The 20,897-nt window shown below is 54.3% G+C and carries 23 protein-coding genes and 2 pseudogenes; 13 read left to right on the top strand and 12 right to left on the bottom strand.

The window, feature by feature from the left end; genetic code table 11:
* Positions 1-121: 121 nt before the first annotated feature.
* The gene (locus M1B34_RS10145) at positions 122-433 is read right to left on the bottom strand and encodes a hypothetical protein (protein WP_268265024.1); all 312 of its coding nucleotides are present in this window, start codon (positions 431-433) and stop codon (positions 122-124) included.
* A complete protein-coding gene (locus tag M1B34_RS10140; RefSeq protein ID WP_268265023.1) occupies positions 411-797 on the bottom strand; it encodes a hypothetical protein in 387 nt (128 codons plus the stop codon). Before M1B34_RS10140 ends, M1B34_RS10145 begins: the two co-directional genes overlap by 23 nt.
* Before the next feature lie 984 nt (positions 798-1,781).
* Between M1B34_RS10140 and M1B34_RS10135 the strand changes: the two genes are divergently transcribed.
* The 4 genes from M1B34_RS10135 (at position 1,782) to M1B34_RS10120 (ending at position 5,755) form a co-directional block, all read left to right on the top strand.
* The gene (locus M1B34_RS10135; protein WP_268265022.1) at positions 1,782-2,177 is read left to right on the top strand and encodes a DUF2946 domain-containing protein; all 396 of its coding nucleotides are present in this window, start codon (positions 1,782-1,784) and stop codon (positions 2,175-2,177) included.
* Between the two features lie 73 nt (positions 2,178-2,250).
* Positions 2,251-4,410 carry a TonB-dependent receptor gene (locus M1B34_RS10130; RefSeq protein ID WP_268265021.1) on the top strand — a complete coding sequence of 720 codons (2,160 nt, stop codon included), beginning with the start codon at positions 2,251-2,253 and terminating at the stop codon, positions 4,408-4,410.
* Positions 4,411-4,522: 112 nt separating this feature from the next.
* Positions 4,523-5,014: a copper chaperone PCu(A)C gene (locus M1B34_RS10125; protein WP_268265020.1), complete on the top strand. Its 492-nt coding sequence runs from the start codon at positions 4,523-4,525 to the stop codon at positions 5,012-5,014.
* A 114-nt stretch (positions 5,015-5,128) separates the two neighbouring features.
* Positions 5,129-5,755, top strand: a complete 627-nt coding sequence (locus M1B34_RS10120) for an SCO family protein (protein ID WP_268265019.1) — start codon at positions 5,129-5,131, stop codon at positions 5,753-5,755.
* Between the two features lie 233 nt (positions 5,756-5,988).
* Here M1B34_RS10120 and M1B34_RS10115 read toward each other — a convergent pair whose 3' ends face one another.
* The 3 genes from M1B34_RS10115 to M1B34_RS10105 are packed head-to-tail and all read right to left on the bottom strand — an operon-like array spanning position 5,989 to position 8,515.
* Positions 5,989-6,474: a copper chaperone PCu(A)C gene (locus M1B34_RS10115; protein WP_268265090.1), complete on the bottom strand. Its 486-nt coding sequence runs from the start codon at positions 6,472-6,474 to the stop codon at positions 5,989-5,991.
* Between the two features lie 6 nt (positions 6,475-6,480).
* The gene (locus M1B34_RS10110; protein WP_268265018.1) at positions 6,481-7,086 is read right to left on the bottom strand and encodes an SCO family protein; all 606 of its coding nucleotides are present in this window, start codon (positions 7,084-7,086) and stop codon (positions 6,481-6,483) included.
* A gap of 13 nt (positions 7,087-7,099) precedes the next feature.
* On the bottom strand, positions 7,100-8,515 hold the full coding sequence (locus M1B34_RS10105; RefSeq protein ID WP_425273507.1) for a di-heme oxidoreductase family protein: 1,416 nt from the start codon (positions 8,513-8,515) through the stop codon (positions 7,100-7,102).
* Positions 8,516-8,822: 307 nt separating this feature from the next.
* Here M1B34_RS10105 and M1B34_RS10100 point away from each other — a divergent pair, with 307 nt between their 5' ends.
* From M1B34_RS10100 to M1B34_RS10070, 8 genes are all read left to right on the top strand, one after another.
* Complete coding sequence (locus tag M1B34_RS10100; RefSeq protein WP_268265016.1) at positions 8,823-9,206, top strand: DUF2946 domain-containing protein; 384 nt, start codon at positions 8,823-8,825, stop codon at positions 9,204-9,206.
* Positions 9,207-9,400: 194 nt separating this feature from the next.
* Complete coding sequence (locus M1B34_RS10095) at positions 9,401-9,799, top strand: DUF2946 family protein (protein ID WP_341870548.1); 399 nt, start codon at positions 9,401-9,403, stop codon at positions 9,797-9,799.
* A gap of 211 nt (positions 9,800-10,010) precedes the next feature.
* Positions 10,011-10,592: a putative natural product biosynthesis protein gene (locus M1B34_RS10090; RefSeq protein ID WP_268265014.1), complete on the top strand. Its 582-nt coding sequence runs from the start codon at positions 10,011-10,013 to the stop codon at positions 10,590-10,592.
* Positions 10,593-11,023: 431 nt separating this feature from the next.
* On the top strand, positions 11,024-11,161 hold the full coding sequence (locus M1B34_RS33835) for a hypothetical protein (protein WP_341870547.1): 138 nt from the start codon (positions 11,024-11,026) through the stop codon (positions 11,159-11,161).
* The gene (locus M1B34_RS10085) at positions 11,158-12,732 is read left to right on the top strand and encodes a cytochrome ubiquinol oxidase subunit I (protein WP_268265013.1); all 1,575 of its coding nucleotides are present in this window, start codon (positions 11,158-11,160) and stop codon (positions 12,730-12,732) included. The genes M1B34_RS33835 and M1B34_RS10085 overlap by 4 nt, the downstream gene beginning before the upstream one ends.
* A gap of 10 nt (positions 12,733-12,742) precedes the next feature.
* On the top strand, positions 12,743-13,885 hold the full coding sequence (cydB, locus tag M1B34_RS10080; RefSeq protein ID WP_268265012.1) for a cytochrome d ubiquinol oxidase subunit II: 1,143 nt from the start codon (positions 12,743-12,745) through the stop codon (positions 13,883-13,885).
* A gap of 21 nt (positions 13,886-13,906) precedes the next feature.
* Complete coding sequence (gene cydX, locus M1B34_RS10075) at positions 13,907-14,023, top strand: cytochrome bd-I oxidase subunit CydX (RefSeq protein WP_191958637.1); 117 nt, start codon at positions 13,907-13,909, stop codon at positions 14,021-14,023.
* The gene (locus M1B34_RS10070) at positions 14,016-14,303 is read left to right on the top strand and encodes a cyd operon YbgE family protein (RefSeq protein ID WP_268265011.1); all 288 of its coding nucleotides are present in this window, start codon (positions 14,016-14,018) and stop codon (positions 14,301-14,303) included. The genes cydX and M1B34_RS10070 overlap by 8 nt, the downstream gene beginning before the upstream one ends.
* Positions 14,304-14,467: 164 nt before the next feature.
* Here M1B34_RS10070 and M1B34_RS10065 read toward each other — a convergent pair whose 3' ends face one another.
* The 4 genes from M1B34_RS10065 to M1B34_RS10050 all read right to left on the bottom strand — a co-directional run bounded on the left by M1B34_RS10065 (position 14,468) and on the right by M1B34_RS10050 (position 17,148).
* On the bottom strand, positions 14,468-14,887 hold the full coding sequence (locus tag M1B34_RS10065; protein WP_268265010.1) for a DUF6691 family protein: 420 nt from the start codon (positions 14,885-14,887) through the stop codon (positions 14,468-14,470).
* A 2-nt stretch (positions 14,888-14,889) separates the two neighbouring features.
* On the bottom strand, positions 14,890-15,324 hold the full coding sequence (locus tag M1B34_RS10060; RefSeq protein WP_268265009.1) for a YeeE/YedE family protein: 435 nt from the start codon (positions 15,322-15,324) through the stop codon (positions 14,890-14,892).
* A gap of 290 nt (positions 15,325-15,614) precedes the next feature.
* Positions 15,615-16,160 (bottom strand): cysteine hydrolase family protein, encoded by a 546-nt coding sequence (locus tag M1B34_RS10055; RefSeq protein ID WP_268265008.1) that lies wholly within the window; start codon positions 16,158-16,160, stop codon positions 15,615-15,617.
* Between the two features lie 97 nt (positions 16,161-16,257).
* Positions 16,258-17,148 (bottom strand): MBL fold metallo-hydrolase, encoded by an 891-nt coding sequence (locus M1B34_RS10050; RefSeq protein ID WP_268265007.1) that lies wholly within the window; start codon positions 17,146-17,148, stop codon positions 16,258-16,260.
* A gap of 239 nt (positions 17,149-17,387) precedes the next feature.
* Between M1B34_RS10050 and M1B34_RS10045 the strand changes: the two genes are divergently transcribed.
* Positions 17,388-18,377 (top strand): GlxA family transcriptional regulator, encoded by a 990-nt coding sequence (locus M1B34_RS10045; protein ID WP_268265006.1) that lies wholly within the window; start codon positions 17,388-17,390, stop codon positions 18,375-18,377.
* Between the two features lie 12 nt (positions 18,378-18,389).
* On the opposite strand, the gene M1B34_RS10040 is transcribed toward M1B34_RS10045, so the two are convergent.
* The 3 genes and pseudogenes from M1B34_RS10040 to M1B34_RS10030 form a co-directional block, all read right to left on the bottom strand.
* Positions 18,390-18,848, bottom strand: coding sequence for a GlxA family transcriptional regulator (locus M1B34_RS10040; protein WP_268265089.1), 459 nt, complete (start codon positions 18,846-18,848; stop codon positions 18,390-18,392).
* Between the two features lie 36 nt (positions 18,849-18,884).
* A pseudogene (locus M1B34_RS10035) lies at positions 18,885-19,031 on the bottom strand (AraC family transcriptional regulator); the annotation flags it as partial.
* Between the two features lie 860 nt (positions 19,032-19,891).
* Positions 19,892-20,897, bottom strand: a pseudogene (locus M1B34_RS10030) (TonB-dependent receptor); the annotation flags it as partial.

The raw sequence follows: 20,897 nt of genomic DNA, 5'->3' as shown, positions 1-20,897 counted from the left end.
TATTCAGAGCGCGGCTGTATTTAAAGCAAGACTCCATCTAGGTAATTTTATTTTGTGTAAGTAATGTGGCGGCCACGCAAAGTGACTTGGGTCGCTATTGATTTTTTACAGCGGGCTACATCTACTCTGTGGGTATTTTGCTCAAACGCTGGTCGAGTAATTCAAGGGCTTGTTGTTGGATTTCTCCCTGTTGTCGTATTTCGGCGATGATTTCCTGTTCACGCTTATTATTTGTCCACAAGGGTGTTAATGAGCGTTTGATGTTGGACTCAACAGTTCCCAAGTAATGCCCGTCTGGTGTGTGGAATTCCAGTGAAAGAGACGACTCCGGTTCCGAAGAGCGGTTGTTAATAAGCCGCGTTTTCATATCTAATTTTGCAATGAGTGGCGAGTCGCTGCGTGAAGCCTGTTCAATTGATTGATAATTGCGCACTTCGCCGAAGCGTTTTTTTAAGTAACCGGGTGACGCCGTTTAAACTCAAGGCAGGATCTGAAGTCTCTACATATGCTTGGCGTATAGAGTCCATGTAAAAACGCGCGGTCCAGCTATTTTTATAATGGTTGTTGTAGGTGCTCAGCTGTTTGATCGTTTCAGTTGCTGAATCAGAGATGATAAGGGCGATAGGGCCGGGCGGTAATTTTGCCAGGGGCGAAAATTTATGGTCAGCTTCTTCGTAATCTCGTGTTTTTGCACAGCCTGAAATAATCAAAAACAAGATTACCGATAACATCGGCTTCAGTAGGTTGAGTGGCTTTTTTGAACGTTGAACGCGCAGATAGTTGTATGAGGTACACATGGCAGTACTCAAATATTGATACGGGGTGAAAGAGTTGAAGGATGCATCTATTTGCAAGTTGCTGCCCGGAGACCCTTTTTCACAGTTACGCCGAGGCAGCGCAGCTTAATGCGGCGGTATTTGAAGCCTCTCCGAAAGATAGTCTTGAACACCTGGATGCTAGGAGTTCGAGAAGAACCTGCAGTGACTTGGAGGAGAAATAAACCAGCATAGAGGCCGCATCATGCCAAGCGAACTCTATCAACCACTCGTGGGAGCTTGGGTTCTTTTTAAACGTGCAGCCAACGCAACGAGGAGAGTTCTTTTTAATGTTATTTAATAGCAACAGTATTTCAAGATGTAGGCTTTCATCCATTTGAGTTTCAAACTCGATGATGCTGCGTACTAATTTGGCCATGGTGACGTTCTCTGATAAATTTCTCGCGCAGAATGAGTGTTGAGTGTCTAACTAGATTCATGATATGACATGAGATCAACTAGGGATCTTTTGCGAGTTGTATGAGGACTTTAATCGTTGGGTGTGCATTTTTTTTAGGCTGCAAAATAACTATAAAATAATCTGGGTTCGCAGGAATGCCAAAACGTTGATCATTTCCGCCATTTTTTATGAATTTACGTTTGGCCTATTCCTTGCTCTGCGTAACGGTTTCGCTACTACTGATCAGGTGGCCTCAAGGTTTTGACCTCGGCGCCTGCGACAAGCTGCCGCAGTCATCGAGTTAAGCGTTGTTGCAGCACTTAATACGGGTGAATGCTTTTTGGTGTGGCAATTTGTCGCAGTGCAGAATGTCGATAGGTGAGTGCTACCTTTGTGCATGACATGTGATTTCCCTTGGCAGGGTTAAAGCGGTGTTATCAGGCGCCAAGGCTTGAAAAAGCCTTGGCGCTTGTTCTTATGTTCGAAGTTCATGATTTGGGCTAGATGCGCAGACTAAATATCTCCTGATCTGTGCGTCTAACCTCACTGTGGTGACGTCTTTCCTTATGAAAATCGCACGCAATGAACGCTCTCTCGTCGCATGGATTCTCTATGGATGCATCCTGTTCAGCGCGTGCACCTGCGCCATAAGTCATGGTCAGATGGCCGGGTTGCAACTCGCTGGCCTTGAGGGTCAGCCTTGTTCCATTGGTGGCAACTTCGACGCGGGTGCTCAGTTTGACGATTCCGGCCTAGTCACACCGATTACTGCCACAGACTCCACGTGCGTGCTGGTTAGCCTGTTCAGTGCCATCATTCTGGCCGCGTTTTTTTGCCTATGGGGCTTACTTGCTGCCGCCCAGACACGACCTCTTTGCAACTTGCAATTCCCGCGACTAACTCAGCATCGGTGGCCCACGGCCAATCCTCGCGCATCCCCCTTCGGGCTTCCGGTTCTTTGAAATCACCCGTCCAGCTTGGCTTTCATGCCAGGCAGCGTGCGGATTTATCGAATAAAAAGTCTGGAAGTTCTCTATGTTTCGCATGACTACTCTGACGCTGCTCGTTGGCAGCAGTGCCCTTGCGTGGGCGCAAGAAGCCCCCCTGAAATTGCCTGCCGTTAACATATCCGCTGTTGCGGCCGAGCCCAAAGAGGCAACCGCTCTTAGTCTGGACAAGACCATCGACAGCGGTTCGCGCCTCAACCTGAGTGCGCGCGAGAACCCTGCGTCAGTTAGTGTGGCCGACCGCCAGACAATGGAGCGCATCGGGGCGCGCAACTTTCAGGACGCGGCTAATGCGCTACCTGGTGTGAATGCTTCTGCACCACCCGGCTGGGGAGGTTATGTCGCCTATCGTGGTTTTAATGGCGGGCAGATCGGCCAGCTGTTCAACGGTATCAATCTGCAATCTGGCGGCGCGGCCCGTCCTGTCGGCGCCTGGATCTATGATCGAGTCGAGCTGCTAGGCGGGCCCTCGTCCTTTCTCAATGGCAGCGGGGCAGTGGGCGGCAGCCTGAACTTCATTACCAGGCTGGCCAGCCGCGATAAGGATAGTGTCGAGGGGCGGGTGAGCTATTCGCGTTATGACACCTGGGAAACTGCGATTGGCGTTAATCAAGCCCTCAACGAGGGAGATGGGCCTCGGCACTATGCGCGCTTGGACTACAGCCGCACTCACACCAATGGCTACATCGGTCGTCAGGAGAACGGAGCCGGTAATTTCGCGTTTTCGCTGTTGAGCGACGTCAACGACCAGCTATCCCACACACTCGCCATTGAGTATCTGGAAGAGCAGGAAGACAGTCCGTATTGGGGGGCGCCGGTGTTGCAACCGCTGACTGGCAAGCTGCATATCGATAAACACAACCGCTTCAACAATTACAACGTTGATGATGGGCGTTACGAACAACGTACTCGCTGGCTGCGCTCAATCACCAACTACCGTCTGGATGATGCCACCCAACTGCGCAATACCTACTATCACTACGATGGCCAGCGCGATTATCGAAACCTGGAGGTGTATCGCTACAACAGCGACAACACTGCCGTGTCTCGTTCTGGCGCCTACCGCCAGCGACATGACCAAGAGGTAAACGGTAATCGCCTGGAATTGACGCATATAGGCGAGTTGTTCGGTCAGGCCAGTGACTGGGCCTTCGGCTTGGAATACAGCCGCAATAAACAGTTCATCTATCCGCTGTCTATCAATAGCCAGTTCGGTGCTGCGGTAAATCCGAATGGCTTCGATCCAGGTGACTTTCTCGACATTCCCGGTATGGATGCGCCCCGTACCAAGAGCCGTAGCACCTGGACGGACACTTCGTCGACCTTTGTGGAAAACCGCACGCGGCTGACCGATCGCCTGGCGCTGGTGACTGCGTTGCGCTACGACCATATCGACTTCGAAGTGGTTGATCATACGGCTCGAAATACGCTGAATCGCCGCTGGGACGCCTTCACCGGTCGGGCCGGATTAGTCTATGACGTAAGCGATACCGTCAGCGTCTACACCCAATACAGCACGTCCGCCGAGCCGCCAGGCGGAACACTGACCAGCGCCAGCATCGGCCAAGTCGGTAACTTTGATTTGAGCACAGGTCGACAGGTCGAGGTGGGCAGCAAGCTCGACTTTCTCGAGGGGCGTGGATCGGCTACGGCTGCGGCCTATCGGATCGTGCGCAAGAACATCTCTGTGCCATCTTCCACCCTGCAGAACACCACGGAGCAGGCCGGTCAACAGACCTCTACCGGTATCGAGTTGGCGGCATCGCTCAAGGTAACGCCGCAGTTACTGGCTGCCGGCAACTTCGCCTGGGTGCGCGCCGAATACGACGAGTTCAATGAAACCGTTGGCGGGGTGGTGCATTCGCGCAAGGGCAAGAACCCGGTGAACATTCCGGACCGTGTCGCTAACCTCTGGCTGACCTACGATTTGTCACCGACGTGGCAAGTCGGGGCCGATGCGCGTTACGTCTCTTCGGTCTATGCCAACACGGCCAACACCATGTGGGTGCCGTCTTACACCGTTTACGGACTCTCCATCAAGCACGACCTTGACGCTCATACCGAGCTGAGCGCGCGCCTGCGCAACCTCACCGATGAGACCTATGCGCGTTTCATTCATCAGACCAACACCCAGTACTACCTGGGTGAACCACGCAGCCTGGAAGTGGCTGTGCAGTGGCGCTACTGATGCTGCTGACGCGCCCGAGCTGACAACACTGGGTGAGCGATAACGCGGCCCACTTAGCTAACCCGGTAGGCGTCTACTTCACATGCCGCCTGCCTAACTGATAGGTAACCCTATGTTCCTGAAAAAAATCCTGCTGGCGTTCTCGCTCCTGTCGCTGGGCCACATTGCTCATGCGCACGAGTTTCAGTCCGGCGACATTAAAATTGTTCATCCTTGGTCACGTGAGCTCCCAGCGGTAGCACCAACAGCTGCTGCGTATTTTGTTCTCAAAAATCCGGGCAGCGAAGCTGATCGCCTGCTTTCTGCAAGTACTCGTGTCGCTGGCAAAGCAGAGTTACACGAGCATGTGCATGCTGGTGGCGCGATGAAAATGCAGCAGGTAATGAGCGTAGAAATTCCTGCTGGAGGTGAAGTGAAATTCGAGCCAATGGGCTATCACGTGATGCTGCTGAATTTGAAACAGCAAGCCAAAGCTGGTGATCACTTTCCTCTTACGTTGACATTCGAAAAGGCCGGCACGGTAGAAGTCGACGTCGTTGTACAGAAAGACGCCCCTACAGAGCACCAGCCCGAGCATAGCCATGGCGAAGGCCACCAACACTGACACTCGGGGCGTCAGAGGCCGTAGCCGGAGCATACATGCCCTGAGCGCATGACTTAGAGCGTTCTCACTACCGAGTTCGCATCGAGTTCGCATTGCAATTTCTGGAGATGGAAAATGCGTCGTTTGCTGATGTTGGTGACCGCTTTATGTGCAGTGGGCGCAGGGCTTTTCTATTGGGCTGTGAAGACAGAGCCGTTGGATGAGACGGCGCTAGCGAGAGCCGGTATCGTGCTGCTGCCCAAACCTCATGTGCTCCCAGATGTGCGATTGGCAACGGTAGATGGCCAGGCTTTCGACTCAAAATTCTTCGCCGGAAAGTGGACATTGGTACTTTTCGGCTACACCTTTTGCCCAGACATTTGCCCAACCGCCCTCAGTGAATTGCGGCAGGTGTATCTCGCTCTGCCGCCTGATGCGCGCAAACTCATGGGGGTAACGATGGTCAGCGTCGATCCGCACCGAGATACACCCGAGCGTACCCAGCAGTACGTGAGCTTTTTCGATCCAAGCTTCACTGGCATGACCGGCAATCTTGCAGCGGTGCAGCAAGCCTCCAATGACATTGGCCTGCCATTTGTGCCAGGGGACATTGATCAGCCTGACTACACAGTCGTACACACCGGAAACCTTGCGCTGGTAGATCCAACAGGCAGGCAGGTCGGTTTTGTCAGAGGGCCGCTCAGGGTGAAAGAGCTGATTCGGATTCTGCCTGGGCTTTTCGCTCAGGGCGCTTCGGATTGACACCTAAGGTAGGCGCCAGATGCAGGGGTAATTGAAAAAGGGCGCGCGGGGAGAGCGCCTACTCCGTCATTGGACGCGGAGCAGAACTGACCGCCCATGCCGTTGAGGCCCGGCCGGTCATCTGCCAATGAGCAATACCGTAAATAGATTGAACAGGATGCAGGCGTAGGGTAACCAAGCCATCAGCGAGCGGTCATTGCGGGTGTGTTCTCCCAGAACGGCCGATGAACGCGTCAATGCATATTGCGATGTTCCGGGGCGCCCAAGGCTCGGGCCGGAGCCTCGACCTGGATCGACTGCTTTTCACCCTTGGCGTCTTCGACGGTCAGGGTCAGCGGTACTTTGTCGCCTTCCTTAACCTGAGCCACCAAGTCGATCAGCATTACATGATAACCGTGAGGGCTCAGGCTGACCGCCTTACCTGCCGGCAGCTCCACCGACTCGATTTGTTGCATGCTCATCACATCATTTTTCATGCTCGACTCATGAATCTGTACGATCTTGGCCACTGGCGAGGTCGCGCTGATCAGCTTGCTGTCGCTAGTGGCAGTGAGCGTCATGAACGCTCCGGTCGCTTGCTGACCGGCTACCGTTGCCCGAACCCAGGGCTCACTGATATTGACCTGGGTTTGCGCCGTGGCCTGTCCTGCTAACGTCAGCAGTGACACGCTCAGGAGCAGCTGTTTAAGGCGTTGGTTGTGGTTTTTTTTTTGCAGGATTAGGGTTCATGAACGAACCTCCATGACAGTGAGTAAATCTTCCGCACATTCCTGTGCGGTCAGTGAAGCGGACAAACTCAAGCGCAGCTTGCCCAGGGAGTCATAGACATAACTGGTGGCGGTATGAGACAGGGTGTAGGTGTCCCCACTTGGGATTTTTTCATAAAACACACCGAACTCTTTTGCCGTGGCCGCGGTTTGTTCCAAGGTTCCATAGAGCGCCTGGAAGCTGGGGTCGAAGGCTTTTACGTATGCATCCAAGACCTTGGGCGTATCCCGCTCTGGATCCAGGGTGATGAAGATCACTTGCAGTCGGTCACCGTCACGGCCCATGAGCTTCTTGATTTGTACTGCCCTGGCCAAGGCGGTAGGGCAGACAGCAGGGCACTGGGTGAAACCGAAGAAGATCATCGGCACCACGCCTCTATAGCTGGTGAGCATCCGTGTTTCACCTTGTGGATCCTTGAGCTTGAAAGAGCGCCCCATGATCGTGTTGCTCAGATCCTTTGCGTATTTGAAGGACGGCTTGTTGCTGTCACATCCCGTCAGCAGGCCCAGGCCAAGCACGCTCAGGCTGCCAAGTACTGCGCGCCGTGAAAATACCGATTTCATAGGGGCATCCTTTCTACAAAGAGTTCAAGAAACTGATCAATGCTTCGCGTTGCGCTTGGTCAAACTGCAGTACGGCGTTACGCGAGCCTCTTGCTTCCCCGCCATGCCAGATGATGGCTTCCATCAGATTTCGCGCGCGCCCGTCATGCAGGTACAAGGTATGCCCGCTGACTTGTTGCGTCAGGCCGATGCCCCATAAGGGCGGCGTGCGCCACTCATTGCCGTCAGCCAGGTATTCGCCACGTCCGTCGCCCAACTCATCGCCCATGTCGTGCAATAACAGGTCGGTGTACGGGTAGATTTTCTGTTGGCTCAACTCAGGTTCTGCCGCCTCTGCGGTGACATAGGAGGGCACGTGGCAGGTCGCACACCCGGCTTGGTGGAACAGGGCTTTGCCTCTCAGGGTTTGCGGCGTATCGACGTCACGGCGCATCGGCACCGCGAGGTTACGTGTATAGAAGAGGATGCTGGCCAAGATGCTGTCGCTGACCTCCGGGGTGCCACCGTTCGGGGCTTGCTGGCAGGCTACCTGATTCTTCGTGCAGTCGTCCTGGGTTAAAACACCGCTGGTCAGCCCCATGTCGCCGGCAAAGGCGTGGGCATTCTGCTGGTTGAGGTTGGGTTGGCCGGCCTTCCAGCCAAAGCGCCCGATGACGGTTTTACCTTGGACGTCATCCCATACCAGGTTGACCTTGCCGCTGACGCGTCGGGAGCTTTCGGCTTGCTGCACTGCATTGGCGCGGATGTCGTCGTCGCTAATGGCCTCCAGCAAGCCCAGGCCGATCATCGGTGGGGCGATGCGGGCTGAGAATTGGGTCTCTGGATGCATCGGGCCATAGCCGAGCGAGTCGATGTGCAGGTGTGGCTTACGCAGGCTGATCGGGCTGCGGTCGGAAAAAACCATGGGGATCTCGGTGTATTCAACCCGGATGCTGCCCTCAGGCAGATGGCCCGCTATCGCCGCATCTTGCAGTTGCCCGCCGTAAGTGGGCTCTGGCACCACGCCACCGCGCTGCAACTGGGGGGCGTCCGTGGCGCGGGGCTTGATCGAGAGCCGGACCAACATCGATACCGCGGGGCCGCTGGCACCGGTCGGTGGGTGGCCGCGGCCATCCTTGATATGGCAGCTTTGACAGGTGTCGGTATTGAACTGCGGCCCCAGGCCGTCACGTGCGTTCTGTTGAGTGGATGCAACCTTCCAGGGATTACGGAAAAAGCCGTTACCGACAAAAAAATCCATCCGTCTAAGGGGCGACAGGTTGGCAGAGGGCATGGAAAACGCATTGCTGTCTGTCTTGGCAACACTGGTCGAGCCGCCAGAGAGCTTTTCACCAGGCTCCAGGGTGGCGAACTCCTCTGACGGCTGGCAACCGCTTGCGGCGATCAGCAATGCACACGCCAGCAGGCCATGACTGGAGGCACGCCAGATTTTTTGAGTGGTTGGCGGTGCTGTTGGAGAAGTGTGCCAAACGTGCCTTTTGAGCATTGCTTAAGACCGGGCCGCAGGAGGGGCGGTAAGTCTAACGACGCTATTTATTCTTAATAACCTGCGACATTCGGGCACACCTGCGATGTGCCGCTCACGAGCGTTGGCTCTGGTGTCGAGATGTGGCAGGTTGTCGCAGGATGGATTCCCCTGATAGGGCGACGACCCTGCTGGCCGGTGCTTGGTGTAGTTGTTTACGCGACCCGATCGCGCTTCAATCTACTTGCTGTTCGGTGTTAGAGTCGCCGCCATGAAACTGACCCGCTCAGACCGCTCGCTCATTGCATGGACGTTATATTTTTGCGTCCTGTTCAATGTGTTCGCCTGCGGTTTGGCTCATGGACAGATGATGGGCCTGGAGCTCAATGGTGTAGGCGGGCAGTTCTGCTCGTCCCTGGGCAGTCCTGCGCCGGCATCGAAAACGGATTTCACCGACCTATCCATTAGTGGTTGGTCAGGTAGTTTTTCCTGTCCGATCTGCTCGGCCGTGACCTTGAGCATTGCCTTGCTGTTTTGTCTTGGCTGGTTACTGCGCATTGGCCAAGTACGCCGGCCTGACCGCGAACAACGCTGCAAAGCCCCCCCTCGCTATTCCTGGCCTTCTGCCAACCCTCGTGCGTCACCTCTGATCTGACCTGTGTAAGCGGCTAGCTGCATTTAGCTGGACACCGCTGGTTTGCTGTCGCCCGTTTTTTGCTCTTGCTAGGCAGGTGTGAGCGGGCAGGCGCTATTCAATAGTGATTATTCAGAGCGTTGTTGTATGCCTTTTTTGTGTTGCCTGCTGACAGTGCGCCTCGGCGCAGTGTGTTATCTGAGCGGGCTGGCCTGATGCGCCGGGGTGCAATGAGTCGCGCCAGCCATCAGAATGCCTGGGTCGCAGCGTTCTTGGCGATTGTGCTCAAACTCATGGCACTGCCGATGGCCAGTGCCTTTGGCACTCTGAGCCTGGAGCAGTTGCTGACGGGCAGCTTTTGCTCGTCGGGTGGTGTGCAGCAAGTCGCGCTCACGTTGGACAAAAACGAGCCATCGCTCTCCGCCAAGACGGATCAATCCCATTGCTGCTGCTCCCAGTCCGTCGGAGCGGTACCGATTCCGGCGCAAGCGCTCGCGATGCCCGAATTTTTCGCGGCGGCCCTGTTGCGGCCGACCGTACCCTTGCGCTGGCTATCGCCCCGAAGCCGCTGGCCGTCGATCAACCCTAGAGCCTCTCCTGCACCGTGCGTATGACCGCGTTTATCTAAGCCCTCTCTTGCCTGTGGTAACGCAGGCTCGTCAATGCGTTACGGGGGCTCCACGGTTAAAGGTGACATTGGAGAAGTACAAAAATGGCTCATGTATGTGAAAGCCTGAATCGCCTGTTACTGCCAGGTTTTGCAGTGCCTGATGAGTTAAAACGCTATTCGACACGTACAGCGACACCGATAAGCTGGAGGTCGCTATGCGTGTGCTAGCCGTTCCATCCGGTGCGTCTCGATTGGTCAGCAAATCTTCGCGGCTACGCACCCAGGGCGAGCTTTTACTGCCGTTTCCGGATTACCCCGGCAACGCGCGCAGCTTCGTGCACCTCGATACCAGGCTGCTGCCTTACTGGCACACTTTGTTCGATGTGTGCCCGGGCTTACTCAAGCTCGATCCGCCCGACGGTCTGAACATATTTCGCGGTTTCATGACCTGGGCCTATCGCAATCACCCACCGCTGAACTGGACCTATTACTTGAGCGTGTGTCGCTGGCTGCTGGGTTCCAAGTATCAGGCGCGGATTAATGAGGAACATATCGAGGCCTTTATGAGTGCTGCCGCGGCACGCTGGGTCAACAGCGATGACAGCCAGGCACGAGGATTGGTACTGGCCTGGCAAGACTCGCCTGAGAGGGTGTTCGATTGGAAGTTGGCGCCGCGCCTTGTGACTGCGTACGAACCTGATCTGGAGGAGCTTCCACCAGTACCTTGGGACTTTGCCTGGTGCCCTTTAACCGGAAAAGGTGGTGTTGGGTTTCGCCGGTGGTTGCCGATTCCGTGACAGGACTTGCCCTGGGAATCCGTTCGTTAGCTCTGGTGATCTGCGACAAAACACCACGTCTGATCAGGGCATTTCACAAGCGCCACCAGGCGCGTGGATCGGAGCAAAACGAGAAGTTCGCGCGTCCGATTGTCGCAGTTGTTGCCTATAGGCTGCCCACATAAAGTGTGCGGGCTTTGAGCGGAGGCAGACACTTCCACGGTAGCTCGAGGCTTCGCAATTAAACCAGTGCACGTTCTGGTTGCTCGGCCCTCTGCCCAGGGGGCCTTTTTTTATCTAAAAAATCAGGTCATCACTCCAGGGTTCACCCTGGCTCGTATGAAATGACCGGCTTGCCTTGTGCGCATCACAGGGGCAGGTGGTTGGGTACAGCAGACAGGGGATACATGATGCTCAAGGATTCACTGAGCAAGGAAATCACCGTCATCTTGGTGATCAAGCTGTTCGTAATTTTACTCATCAAGTTCACCTGGTTTGCCCAGCCCACGCTTCCAGCCCTCGATACCCAACCCATCGTTGAGCATGTGTTGGGCTCTGGTGAAAAACCATCTGAAGGAGAGCCGAGATGATCTCGGAAAGCGTTGTTGATCTATCGCGCTTGCAATTTGCAATGACCGCGCTCTATCACTTTCTATTTGTGCCGCTGACACTGGGGTTGTCAGTAATCCTGGCGATTATGGAGTCGGTCTATGTAATGACCGGAAAAGAAGTCTACAAAGACATGGTTAAGTTCTGGGGCAAGTTGTTTGGTATCAACTTTGCCCTCGGTGTGACCACTGGCCTGACTATGGAGTTTCAGTTCGGCACTAACTGGGCGTATTACTCACATTACGTCGGGGATATCTTCGGAGCGCCACTCGCTATTGAGGGCTTGATGGCGTTCTTTCTCGAATCGACGTTTATCGGCTTGTTTTTCTTCGGCTGGGATCGGCTGTCGCGACGTCAACACCTGGCGGTCACTTGGTTGGTGGCGCTGGGCTCAAATCTATCGGCGTTGTGGATTCTGATTGCCAACGGTTGGATGCAAAACCCAGTGGGGGCTGAATTCAACATTGAGACCATGCGCATGGAGTTGGTGAGTTTCAGCGCACTGCTGTTCAATCCGGTGGCCCAGGTTAAGTTTGTACACACCGTGGCTTCGGGTTATGTCACCGGCGCTGTGTTCGTATTGGCCATCTCTAGCTTCTATCTGCTGAAAAAACGCGATCAGGGTTTTGCCAGGCGTTCATTTGCTGTGGCATCGGCGTTTGGCCTGGCCGCCATCGCATCGGTGATAGTGCTCGGCGATGAGTCTGGTTACGAGATCGGTGATGTGCAAAAAACCAAGCTGGCGGCCATTGAAGCCGAATGGCACACCGAACCTGCACCGGCAGCGTTCACCCTGTTCGGGCTACCCAACCGCGAGACCATGCAAACAGACTACGCGGTAAAAGTGCCGTATCTGTTGGGGCTGATTGCTACCCGCTCGCTGGACAAACAGGTCACTGGTATCAGCGATTTATTGGAGCAGCACGAGGTGCGGATTCGTAACGGCATGATCGCTTACGGATTGTTGGAACAAGTTCGTGGTGGCGACAAGTCAGCAGCCACCTTGGCTGCGTTTGATGCGGTCAAGCAGGACCTGGGTTACGGCCTGCTGCTGAAGAAATACACCACCCGTGTGGTGGATGCCAATGCTGAACAGATTCGGCAGGCAGCGCAGGACACCATCCCCAATGTGTTCAGCCTGTTCTGGAGTTTTCGCCTGATGGTTCTCTCTGGCGTACTGATGCTGGGCCTGTTTGTCTGCGCGTTCTGGGCCTCGGCGCGCAAAAACGAAGAGCGCAAACCCTGGTTGCTGAAGTGGGCCCTGTGGAGTCTGCCGCTGCCATGGGTGGCGACTCAGACTGGCTGGTTTGTGGCTGAGCACGGTCGGCAACCCTGGTCGATTGCCGAAGTGCTGCCGACCCATTTGTCCGCCTCCAGCGTGTCCAGTTCGGATGTCTGGGGCTCGCTGCTGGCGCTGGTGGCGTTCTACAGCGTGCTGCTGGTTATCGAAATGTACCTGATGATCAAGTTTGCTCGGCTTGGCCCAAGTAGTTTGCATACGGGGCGCTACCACTTTGAACAGACGCTGATCCCACAGCCGGCCCGCGCTTGAGGAAATGAGCATGTTTGATTACGAAACACTGAAGCTAATCTGGTGGGTACTGATCGGCGTGCTGCTGATCGGCTTTGCCCTCACTGACGGTTTTGATCTGGGCGCTGCCGCACTCATGCCCTACGTGGGCAGGAGCGACGACGAGCGGCGCGTAGTCATCAATACCATTGCACCGCATTGGGATGGCAACCAGGTGTGGTTCGTCACGGCGGGCGGGGCGTTGTTCGCCGCTTGGCCCATGGTGTACGCCACCGCATTTTCGGGTTTTTACTGGGCGCTGCTGTTGGTGTTGTTCGCTCTTTTCGTACGACCTGTGGGATTCGATTACCGCAGCAAGTTACAAAACCCTCGCTGGCGCACCAGTTGGGACTGGGCCCTGTGTACGGGGGCGATCGTGCCTTCGCTGGTGTTCGGCGTGGCGTTTGGCAACCTGTTTCTGGGCGTACCGTTTCACTTCGATGGCGACTTGCGTTTAACGTTCCAAGGCAACTTCTGGCATTTACTTAGCCCCTTTGCGCTGCTCTGTGGGGTGGTCAGCCTGAGCATGTTGTGCCTGCATGGCGGTACTTGGTTAATGATGCGCACCGAGCAGGCCTTGGCCCAGCGCGCCCGACGGGCCGTGCAATGGCTGTTGCTGGTGTATGTGGCGAGCTTTATCGCGGCCGGCATCTGGCTAGCTGTTGGCAATATCGAGGGGTTTGCCATTCGCTCAGCGTTTGATCCGGGAGCAATTCTCAATCCCCTGGGGAAAACCGTCGAACAGAACAATCACGGTTGGTTGGTCAATTATTCGCTTTATCCGTTGACTCAACTGGCGCCTGTTATTGCCTTGCTGGGCGCTGCGTTAGCCTTTGTTGCCGCGGCGGCGCGTCGTTCCGGGCTTGCCTTTCTCGGCTCCAGCCTGGTGATCGTCGGCACCCTGTGCACCGCCGGTTTCGCCCTGTTCCCGTTTATCCTCCCATCCAGCCTGGACCTAGCTTCGAGCCTGACGGTATGGGACGCGGTGTCGAGTCAAAAAACACTGGACATCATGTTGGTGGCAGCGAGCATTTTTGTGCCGTTGATCCTCTGCTACACGCTGTGGGGTTACTTCAAAATGTGGGGCACCCTCAACGCTGATCACATCAAAGCCAATGAACATGGCCTTTATTGAGCCGCAGATGAGACGATTGTTATGTGGTATTTCGCTTGGATTCTCGGTGTGTTGCTGGCCTGCAGCGTGGGCATCATCAATGCTTTGTGGTTGGAAAACTATCTGGACCTGGACGCGGAGCCCGAGGCCGATGCCTGACCTGAACCGATGGACACAGCATGGCGCGTGCCGGGCTGTGTCCTTGGCGCTGGCGGCGCCGATGGGGCTGTTACTGCTGATTCATCCGGGCTCTATGGTCGGGCCCGATGGGCGTTACAGCCATGGCCTGCTTATGCTGGTGATGCTGGGGATTTGCACGGGGTTTGTGCACGGCGTAGGTTTCAACGTCACGTCGCATTGGGCGAGCTGGTTGACCAATCCGCTACTGAGTTGGTGCTTGCTGGTCGGGGGCTACCTGATGCTGCTGCAGGCGCAATAGCTGACAGCAGCTTCCTGCCTTAACCGCGTCACACGCCTGCCCGGGGTTCATCTGTAGCCGCCGGGCAGGTCTTCAGGTGAGTCGGGTGGGTGGCGCTACTGGCCCCCAAATCTGGGTTGATTCAGTCAGTTGCTCCGAGAGTGGTTTTCATGCCGATATCTCGATCAATGGATAGGCTTAGCCTCCAGTGCGGCAAACAACAACATTCCGGCCAGCATCGCCAACATGAACACGATTGCTTGCCAGTGGCCTGCCAGAAGTATGACCATCGCAGGGCCAGGGCAAATGCCTGCTAATCCCCAGCCCGCGCCAAACAGCAGGTTGCCGCCAATCAAGCGCGGGTCCAACTTACGTTGGGTTGGTAATTGTATTGTTCTTCCCAGCAACGAACGGGATTGTTGGCGTGCCCAGGTAAACGGGCCTATGGCGACGGCAATCGCGCCTACCATGACTAGCCCCAGAGAAGGGTCCCAGGCGCCAGACAAATCCAGGAATGCCATTACTTTTCCTGGGTTGACCATGTCCGCCAAAAGCAGGCCAACGCCGAACAGCAGGCCAGCGATGAAGGAAGATACTTTGATCATGTTCATCCCTCCAGCACATGACGCAGGACGTACACCGTCATGAAGCCGCTGAGCATGAAACACGCAGTGGCAACCATTGAGCGTGGCGAAAGGCGCGATATACCGCAGATCCCATGTCCACTCGTACATCCTGAACCATACCTTGTGCCCATCCCGACCAATACGCCGGCGACGATCAGTTCGAACCCACCCCCTTGGAATTCGATTCGTGGCAACGTGACAAACAGCCCCCATAGCAGTGGCGCGACGAGCAGGCCAAAAAGAAACAATGCCTTCTCACTCTTTCCTTCGCTATGACGTTGCAGAAGGCTGCCAATCAGACCGCTGATGCCTGCGATCCGCCCATTGGCGACCGCCCACAGGCCGGCTGCCAGACCAATCAAAGCGCCGCCGGCAAGCGATGACCAAGGTGTGAAGTGAATCCAGTCAATTGTCATGGGGTTGTTCCGCGCAAGACTGTTGATACGGGGTTTGGAGCCCTATTAGGGCAGCAGGGTTGCTGATGCTAGGCATGCTTGCACTCGCGCAGCCATAACTGGTGCAGGAGGATCAAACGATCCGGATTGGCGAGGACCTTTCAGGAGTTGGCTGGTGCTATAAAAACAAGCGCCCCGAAGCAGTCGGGGCGCTTGTTCGGCTCAATCTCGGTGCGTTATTACACCCTCTGCGTGGCGATGCGTCTAATCGCCCGAACATTCAGACGAAGCACAAACAGAGTCTCATGAGCTTATGCCGAGAGGTACTCGTCCACCGATTTAACGGTGGCGTAGCCGAACTCAAACGCTGCCATCATCGTCGCATGCGTGTGAGCTGCGGGCACGGTCACGCCGCCAAAGGTAAGATCCAGGGTGGCGCAAGCGTCATGCAGTACGGTTACTGGATAGCCCATGTCTGCTGCAGCACGTACAACCGCGTCGATGCACATGTGACTCATTGCACCTATGACGACGATTTCTTGGACATCGAAGGTATCCAACTGCTGCTTGAGATCAGTCTCTCTGAATGCGTTGATGTGTCTTTTTACAATCACGGGTTCTTGAGCATCAGAGGCGACAGCAGCCTGAGTTTCTGCTCCGGTAGATCCCTTGGCGAAGAATGGAGCCCCCTCGTCATCGAACTCATGCCGTATGTGAAAAACTGGAATACCTGTCTTTCGCGCGTGACTGATCACCCGACTAGCATTCGCCACGGCCGCTTCGATGCCGGTCAAAGGCAATTTGCCAGTGGGCAGGTATTCGTTTTGCAGATCAACTACTACAAGACCTTGTTTCATGAACGATCTCCAATCAACTTATCAAAGTGATGCTGTCCTGAAGGCTGAAACGGCTGGTCAGCAAGCTGTCTTCTGCCATGGCGCAGCGGGGTTTGAATCAGAATTCCAGTGAGGCGCCGTCTTCTGGAATGTCGACGCGACTCTCGATACCTTGCTTCTTGACATAGGTGCGCAACTCTTCACGTGTCAGGGACATGTGATTGACTGCATCCATGTGTACCGCGACGATTTTCGCGTTTTTTGCGGTCTGTGAAGCGCGTAGAACGTCTTCCTCACCCATGATGATTGCACCCTCGAACCCATTCACTTTCGCTTTCCCAGCGTTGAGCACGATGACTTCGGGGTGATACTTCTCAATGGTTTGGTCTACTTCTTTGCGCCAGATAGTGTCACCGGCAAGGTAGAGTGTCTTGTAGCCTGGAGCTTGAAACACAACGCCCATGGCTTCGCCCAGAAGTTTTGCGAGCGGGGGCGCAGCATACATTTCGTCTGTGCCGTGCTGACCACCGGCTTTGGTGATTTTGACGCCACCGAATTCAGCTTCATCCGTCAGCACACGCACATTTTTAAAACCCTGGGAGCGAATCAGCTGCGCATCCTCTTCGTGCTGAGTGAACAGAGGGATGTCTTTAGGTAGCGCTTTTTGTGCGGCATCGTCCCAATGGTCAAGATGCGTATGAGTGACGATGACTGCGTCGACACCTGTGATCACTTTAGTGGGCGATTCGGTTAGATCGACGAGGGGATTACGCAGGTTGCTACGGTAAGTATTTTCAAATCCTGGGTAGGTTCCCTTCTTGGCCAGCATCGGGTCAATCAGGAAGGTCGTGCCACCGTAGGAGATTTTCACCGTTGCGTTACGAACTTGCTGTAAATCCACTTTATGGGATGCGTCCGCTGCTTTGGGGGCGTCTGAGCCCGCAAATGCAGATGGGGCCGCTGCAGCGCAAGCCATGCTGAGGGCAAGAGGAAGCGTTCTAAATTTCATCGGATGAGTCCAGTTGATAAATCGATGATTCTATTCTTGCCGAATGCTCTGGGGCCTGACAGTGGCCTGAATGACAGATTTCGATATAATCGGGCCAAGCGGTCAGAGTTTTTTTAGGCATGTGGGGGGAGGGTGATGTATCCCTTTCTTCCGTGAAAATTCGTATGCCTGAGCGATCGTCCATAATTCCAGTGGGGCGATAGATATGAGCCAAAATAGGGCTAATCCGAGGCTGCCTGATGCCATCCATACGCGTTGCTGTTCTAGCTTTTAACGGCGTTAGCCTGTTCCATCTTTCTGTTCCGGGAATGGTGCTGGGGACGGCTCAATCAGCACCTGGTGAACCTCAATACCAAATCAGTTACTGCGCAGAAGTACCGGGATTGGTGAATAGCGACCAAGGCATTGGGCTTGCGGTAACTCAAGGTCTGGAACTGATGGAGGTATCTGACGTAATCATCATTCCCGCGTGGGGCGATCAATCAATCGCTGCATCTGCACGGCTTGTCAGCGCTTTGCAGGTCGCCAATGTCCAAGGCAAGCTCATCGTTGGCTTATGTTTAGGCGCATTTGTGCTTGGAGATGCGGGGCTACTTGATGGGAAAGAAGCAACCACTCACTGGGCGGCTCGTGATGAGTTCGCACGACGTTTTCCAGAGGTTCGCTTCAGGCCCGAGGTGCTTTATGTCAGTGCCGATAATATTATGACCTCTGCAGGAACGGTGGCGGCAATCGATTGTTGTCTGCATCTGATACGTCAGCGACTCGGTGCAGATGTGGCGAATCGTACCGCGAAGATGCTGGTGACACCGCCACATAGGCAGGGAGGCCAGGCGCAGTACGTTGAGCGCCCTGTGCCGCAACTATCTAGCGAGACTCATTTATCTGACGTACTGGCATGGGCTCGAACGAACCTGAGCAATGACCTGTCGCTCGACGTGCTGGCGGATATGGCGAAAATGAGTAGACGCACGTTTACTCGTCGATTCAGGGAGGCGACTGGCAGTACCGTCTCAAAATGGCTGAACGCAGAACGCGTTGTCAGGGCACAAGAACTGTTGGAAACGACGGACTTGTCTATCGAATGTGTTGCCGATGAGTCAGGTTTTGGAACGCCTTTATCGCTGAGGCAACAGTTCGGCATTCATCTCGGTACGTCGCCCTCTGAATATCGGCGAACGTTTTTTCGCGAAATGAATCCGGGCCGGAAGGTGAGCGAGAGTAAGTGAGCTATCGACTCGTTATCGTTGAGAGTTAAAACGAGCACGATATTCCTTGGGAGTAACAGCGAATTTTTTTATGAAACTTCTTATGAAAGTTGACTCATTGCCCAGTCCGCAACTTTGGGCTACTTTTTTAAGCGGACTGTTGGACGTGGCCAGTAAATGACGTGCGGCCTCTAGGCGTAGCAGTTCAACCGTCTTGCTTGGAGTTTGCCCAGTGTTTTCACTGTACTTACGTGTGAATGTTCTCTCGCTCATGGTCATGAAGTTCGCTAGCGCAGGAATCGACAGGTCAGCATTAAGATTGTTGTTTATCCATGCATGAAGATCTGAAAACTGGCTGCTTTTTGATTGCAGTGTCAAGGAGGAGCTGAATTGATTTTGATCGCCAGGGCGCTTTAAAAATACTATCAGATGACGTGCGACTTCCAGTGCCGCAGAATGCCCTAGGTCTTCCTCAACTATTGACAGCGCCAAGTCAATTCCAGAAGTGACACCCGCCGACGTCCATATGTGTCCATCATTAATAAATATAGGGCCGCGCCTGACTTTAATTAAGGGAAAGTTATACTCAAGTTCATCATATGAAGACCAATGTGTCGTTGCTTCTCGACCATTTAGCCTTCCGGCAGCCGCTAGTGCAAAAACCCCCGTACACACTGAAACCAAGCGGGTGGCCTTGTCAGCATGGTTTACAAAATGTGAAAAAAACTTTGGATCCTTGCAAAAGTCATGTATGCCGGGCCGCCGGGCACGATCAAGGTATGCGCTGATAGCGTTTCTGGCTGTAACGTTTCAGCACTAACTGAAAAGCTTGAGAGGATTTCATTAGTCGGATTTAACGCATGAATAGAAATCGAATACGGCTTCTGATCAGGGGGCGAAAGATGATTAGCTGCGATAAACACATCCAGTGGGCCAGCCAAATCCAATAGGCTTATCCGAGGGTACGTAATAAATTGTATGGATTTAGCAAGCATATTCGATTATCCCCTAAAGACCATTGGCTGAGATTCTGATCATTTTGGCTGAAATCGTCAATGTTTTGTCGTTCCGCATTTGGCATTTCAGTTGTCTTACTTTTTAAAGCCATAACAAGTAGCGTTAGCCAGAATGTTCAGTATTGGCTCAGGCAAAAATGCTACCTCAGTTGGATGTATTTATGTATCTCGTCGTTTTTTACTCTCAGGCATGTTGACGTTATGTCAGATCTTATAAAAAAGTGATGGAGTTCGAAGCCAGAATGGACCTTTCTCTTAAAACTGAGATATTGGTATTACTCAGCTTGATAGAGTACCAATCTCATGGTCGTGCAAGATGCGAGTTGAGAAAGGCTGAGGGTTTCAATGGCTGGGTGGTTGACTGTAATTGGTCGGATGAAGAATCAATGCCCACTCATTTTCAATCGGCGCAATTGCAAGACTTAATATGGGCTATAGCGAGCAGATCGAGTGGCATTAGATTTCAGTTTATGGTTGGCGCTGTTGCCGGGGCCTATCAAGCCCCGGCAGATGGTTTGATCAAAAATCCACGCTAACGCCTGTATACACCGCACGCCCATCACCTGGTGAGTGGAGAGAGGCTTGAGCTCCGTCCGGGTCGTACCAGGCATATTCGTAGTAACGGTTGGTGAGGTTTTTCAATTGCAGGTCAACGCTAACGGCCTCAGTCACTTGGTACGTAGCGCCGAGGTTCATCAGGACATAGCCGCCGTAAGTGCCCTTGGTGTTCTCACGTTCCAGGTAATAGTTGGTCTGGCCGTTCATCCATGCCGTCAACTGCAGCGCCGGGGTAACCTTGTGGCTCACACCTGCGCTGTACAGATGATGTGGGATATGGTCGATTTCCTGGCCTTTACTGTTGGGCAGAGACGAGCTTGGCTGGAGTATTTTCGAATACTGCCAGGAGTAGGCCAGCCAGATATCAGTGCGTTCATCTGGACGTAGGTTCAACTGCAGGTCATAACCCCAGCGCCGGGTTTCGCCGACGTTATCCGACTCGCCACTGGGGTCGTTTAGGCGCCGACTGACTTCACCGCTCGCTTCTTGTTGCCAGTAGGCTACACGGCCGTCGACCCAGTCCGCCGGTGTGAACTTAATTCCCGTTTCCCAACCTTCGTTGATGGACGGTGCGAGGTCCGTATCCCTCGGTGGAATCTTGTAGGCCGCAGCACCGGTACCCACCTGGAACGTGCGGCCCCAGTTTGCGTAGATGCTGGCAACGTCCCATGGGGAATACACTACGCTGAGCTTGGGTTGTTTGATTAATCCATAGTCATTGATGTCGTAGTCTAGGCCGGTCATTTTCATTGGTGAAGTCGCCTGGATCTTTGTCGACGCGATACGCCGGGATGATTTTTGAGCGATTCAAACGGTTTGATCTCTGCCTGGACGTAAGCACCGTAGGTGTCGAAATCAAATTGCTGGTCACGGGTTTGAGCCTGGCGTGCGCGGTCCTTGGTTCGGTAACGTTCGCTTTTGGTTTTGTTGGCGCTGGATGTCTGCGCCACCTTCCAGGGCGAAGTCG

Origin of the sequence: Pseudomonas morbosilactucae (genome assembly GCF_023241715.1) — a bacterium.
Taxonomy (GTDB): domain Bacteria; phylum Pseudomonadota; class Gammaproteobacteria; order Pseudomonadales; family Pseudomonadaceae; genus Aquipseudomonas; species Aquipseudomonas morbosilactucae.
The sequence above is the reverse complement of the archived record's forward strand: the minus strand, read 5'-3'. Positions and strand labels throughout refer to the sequence as shown.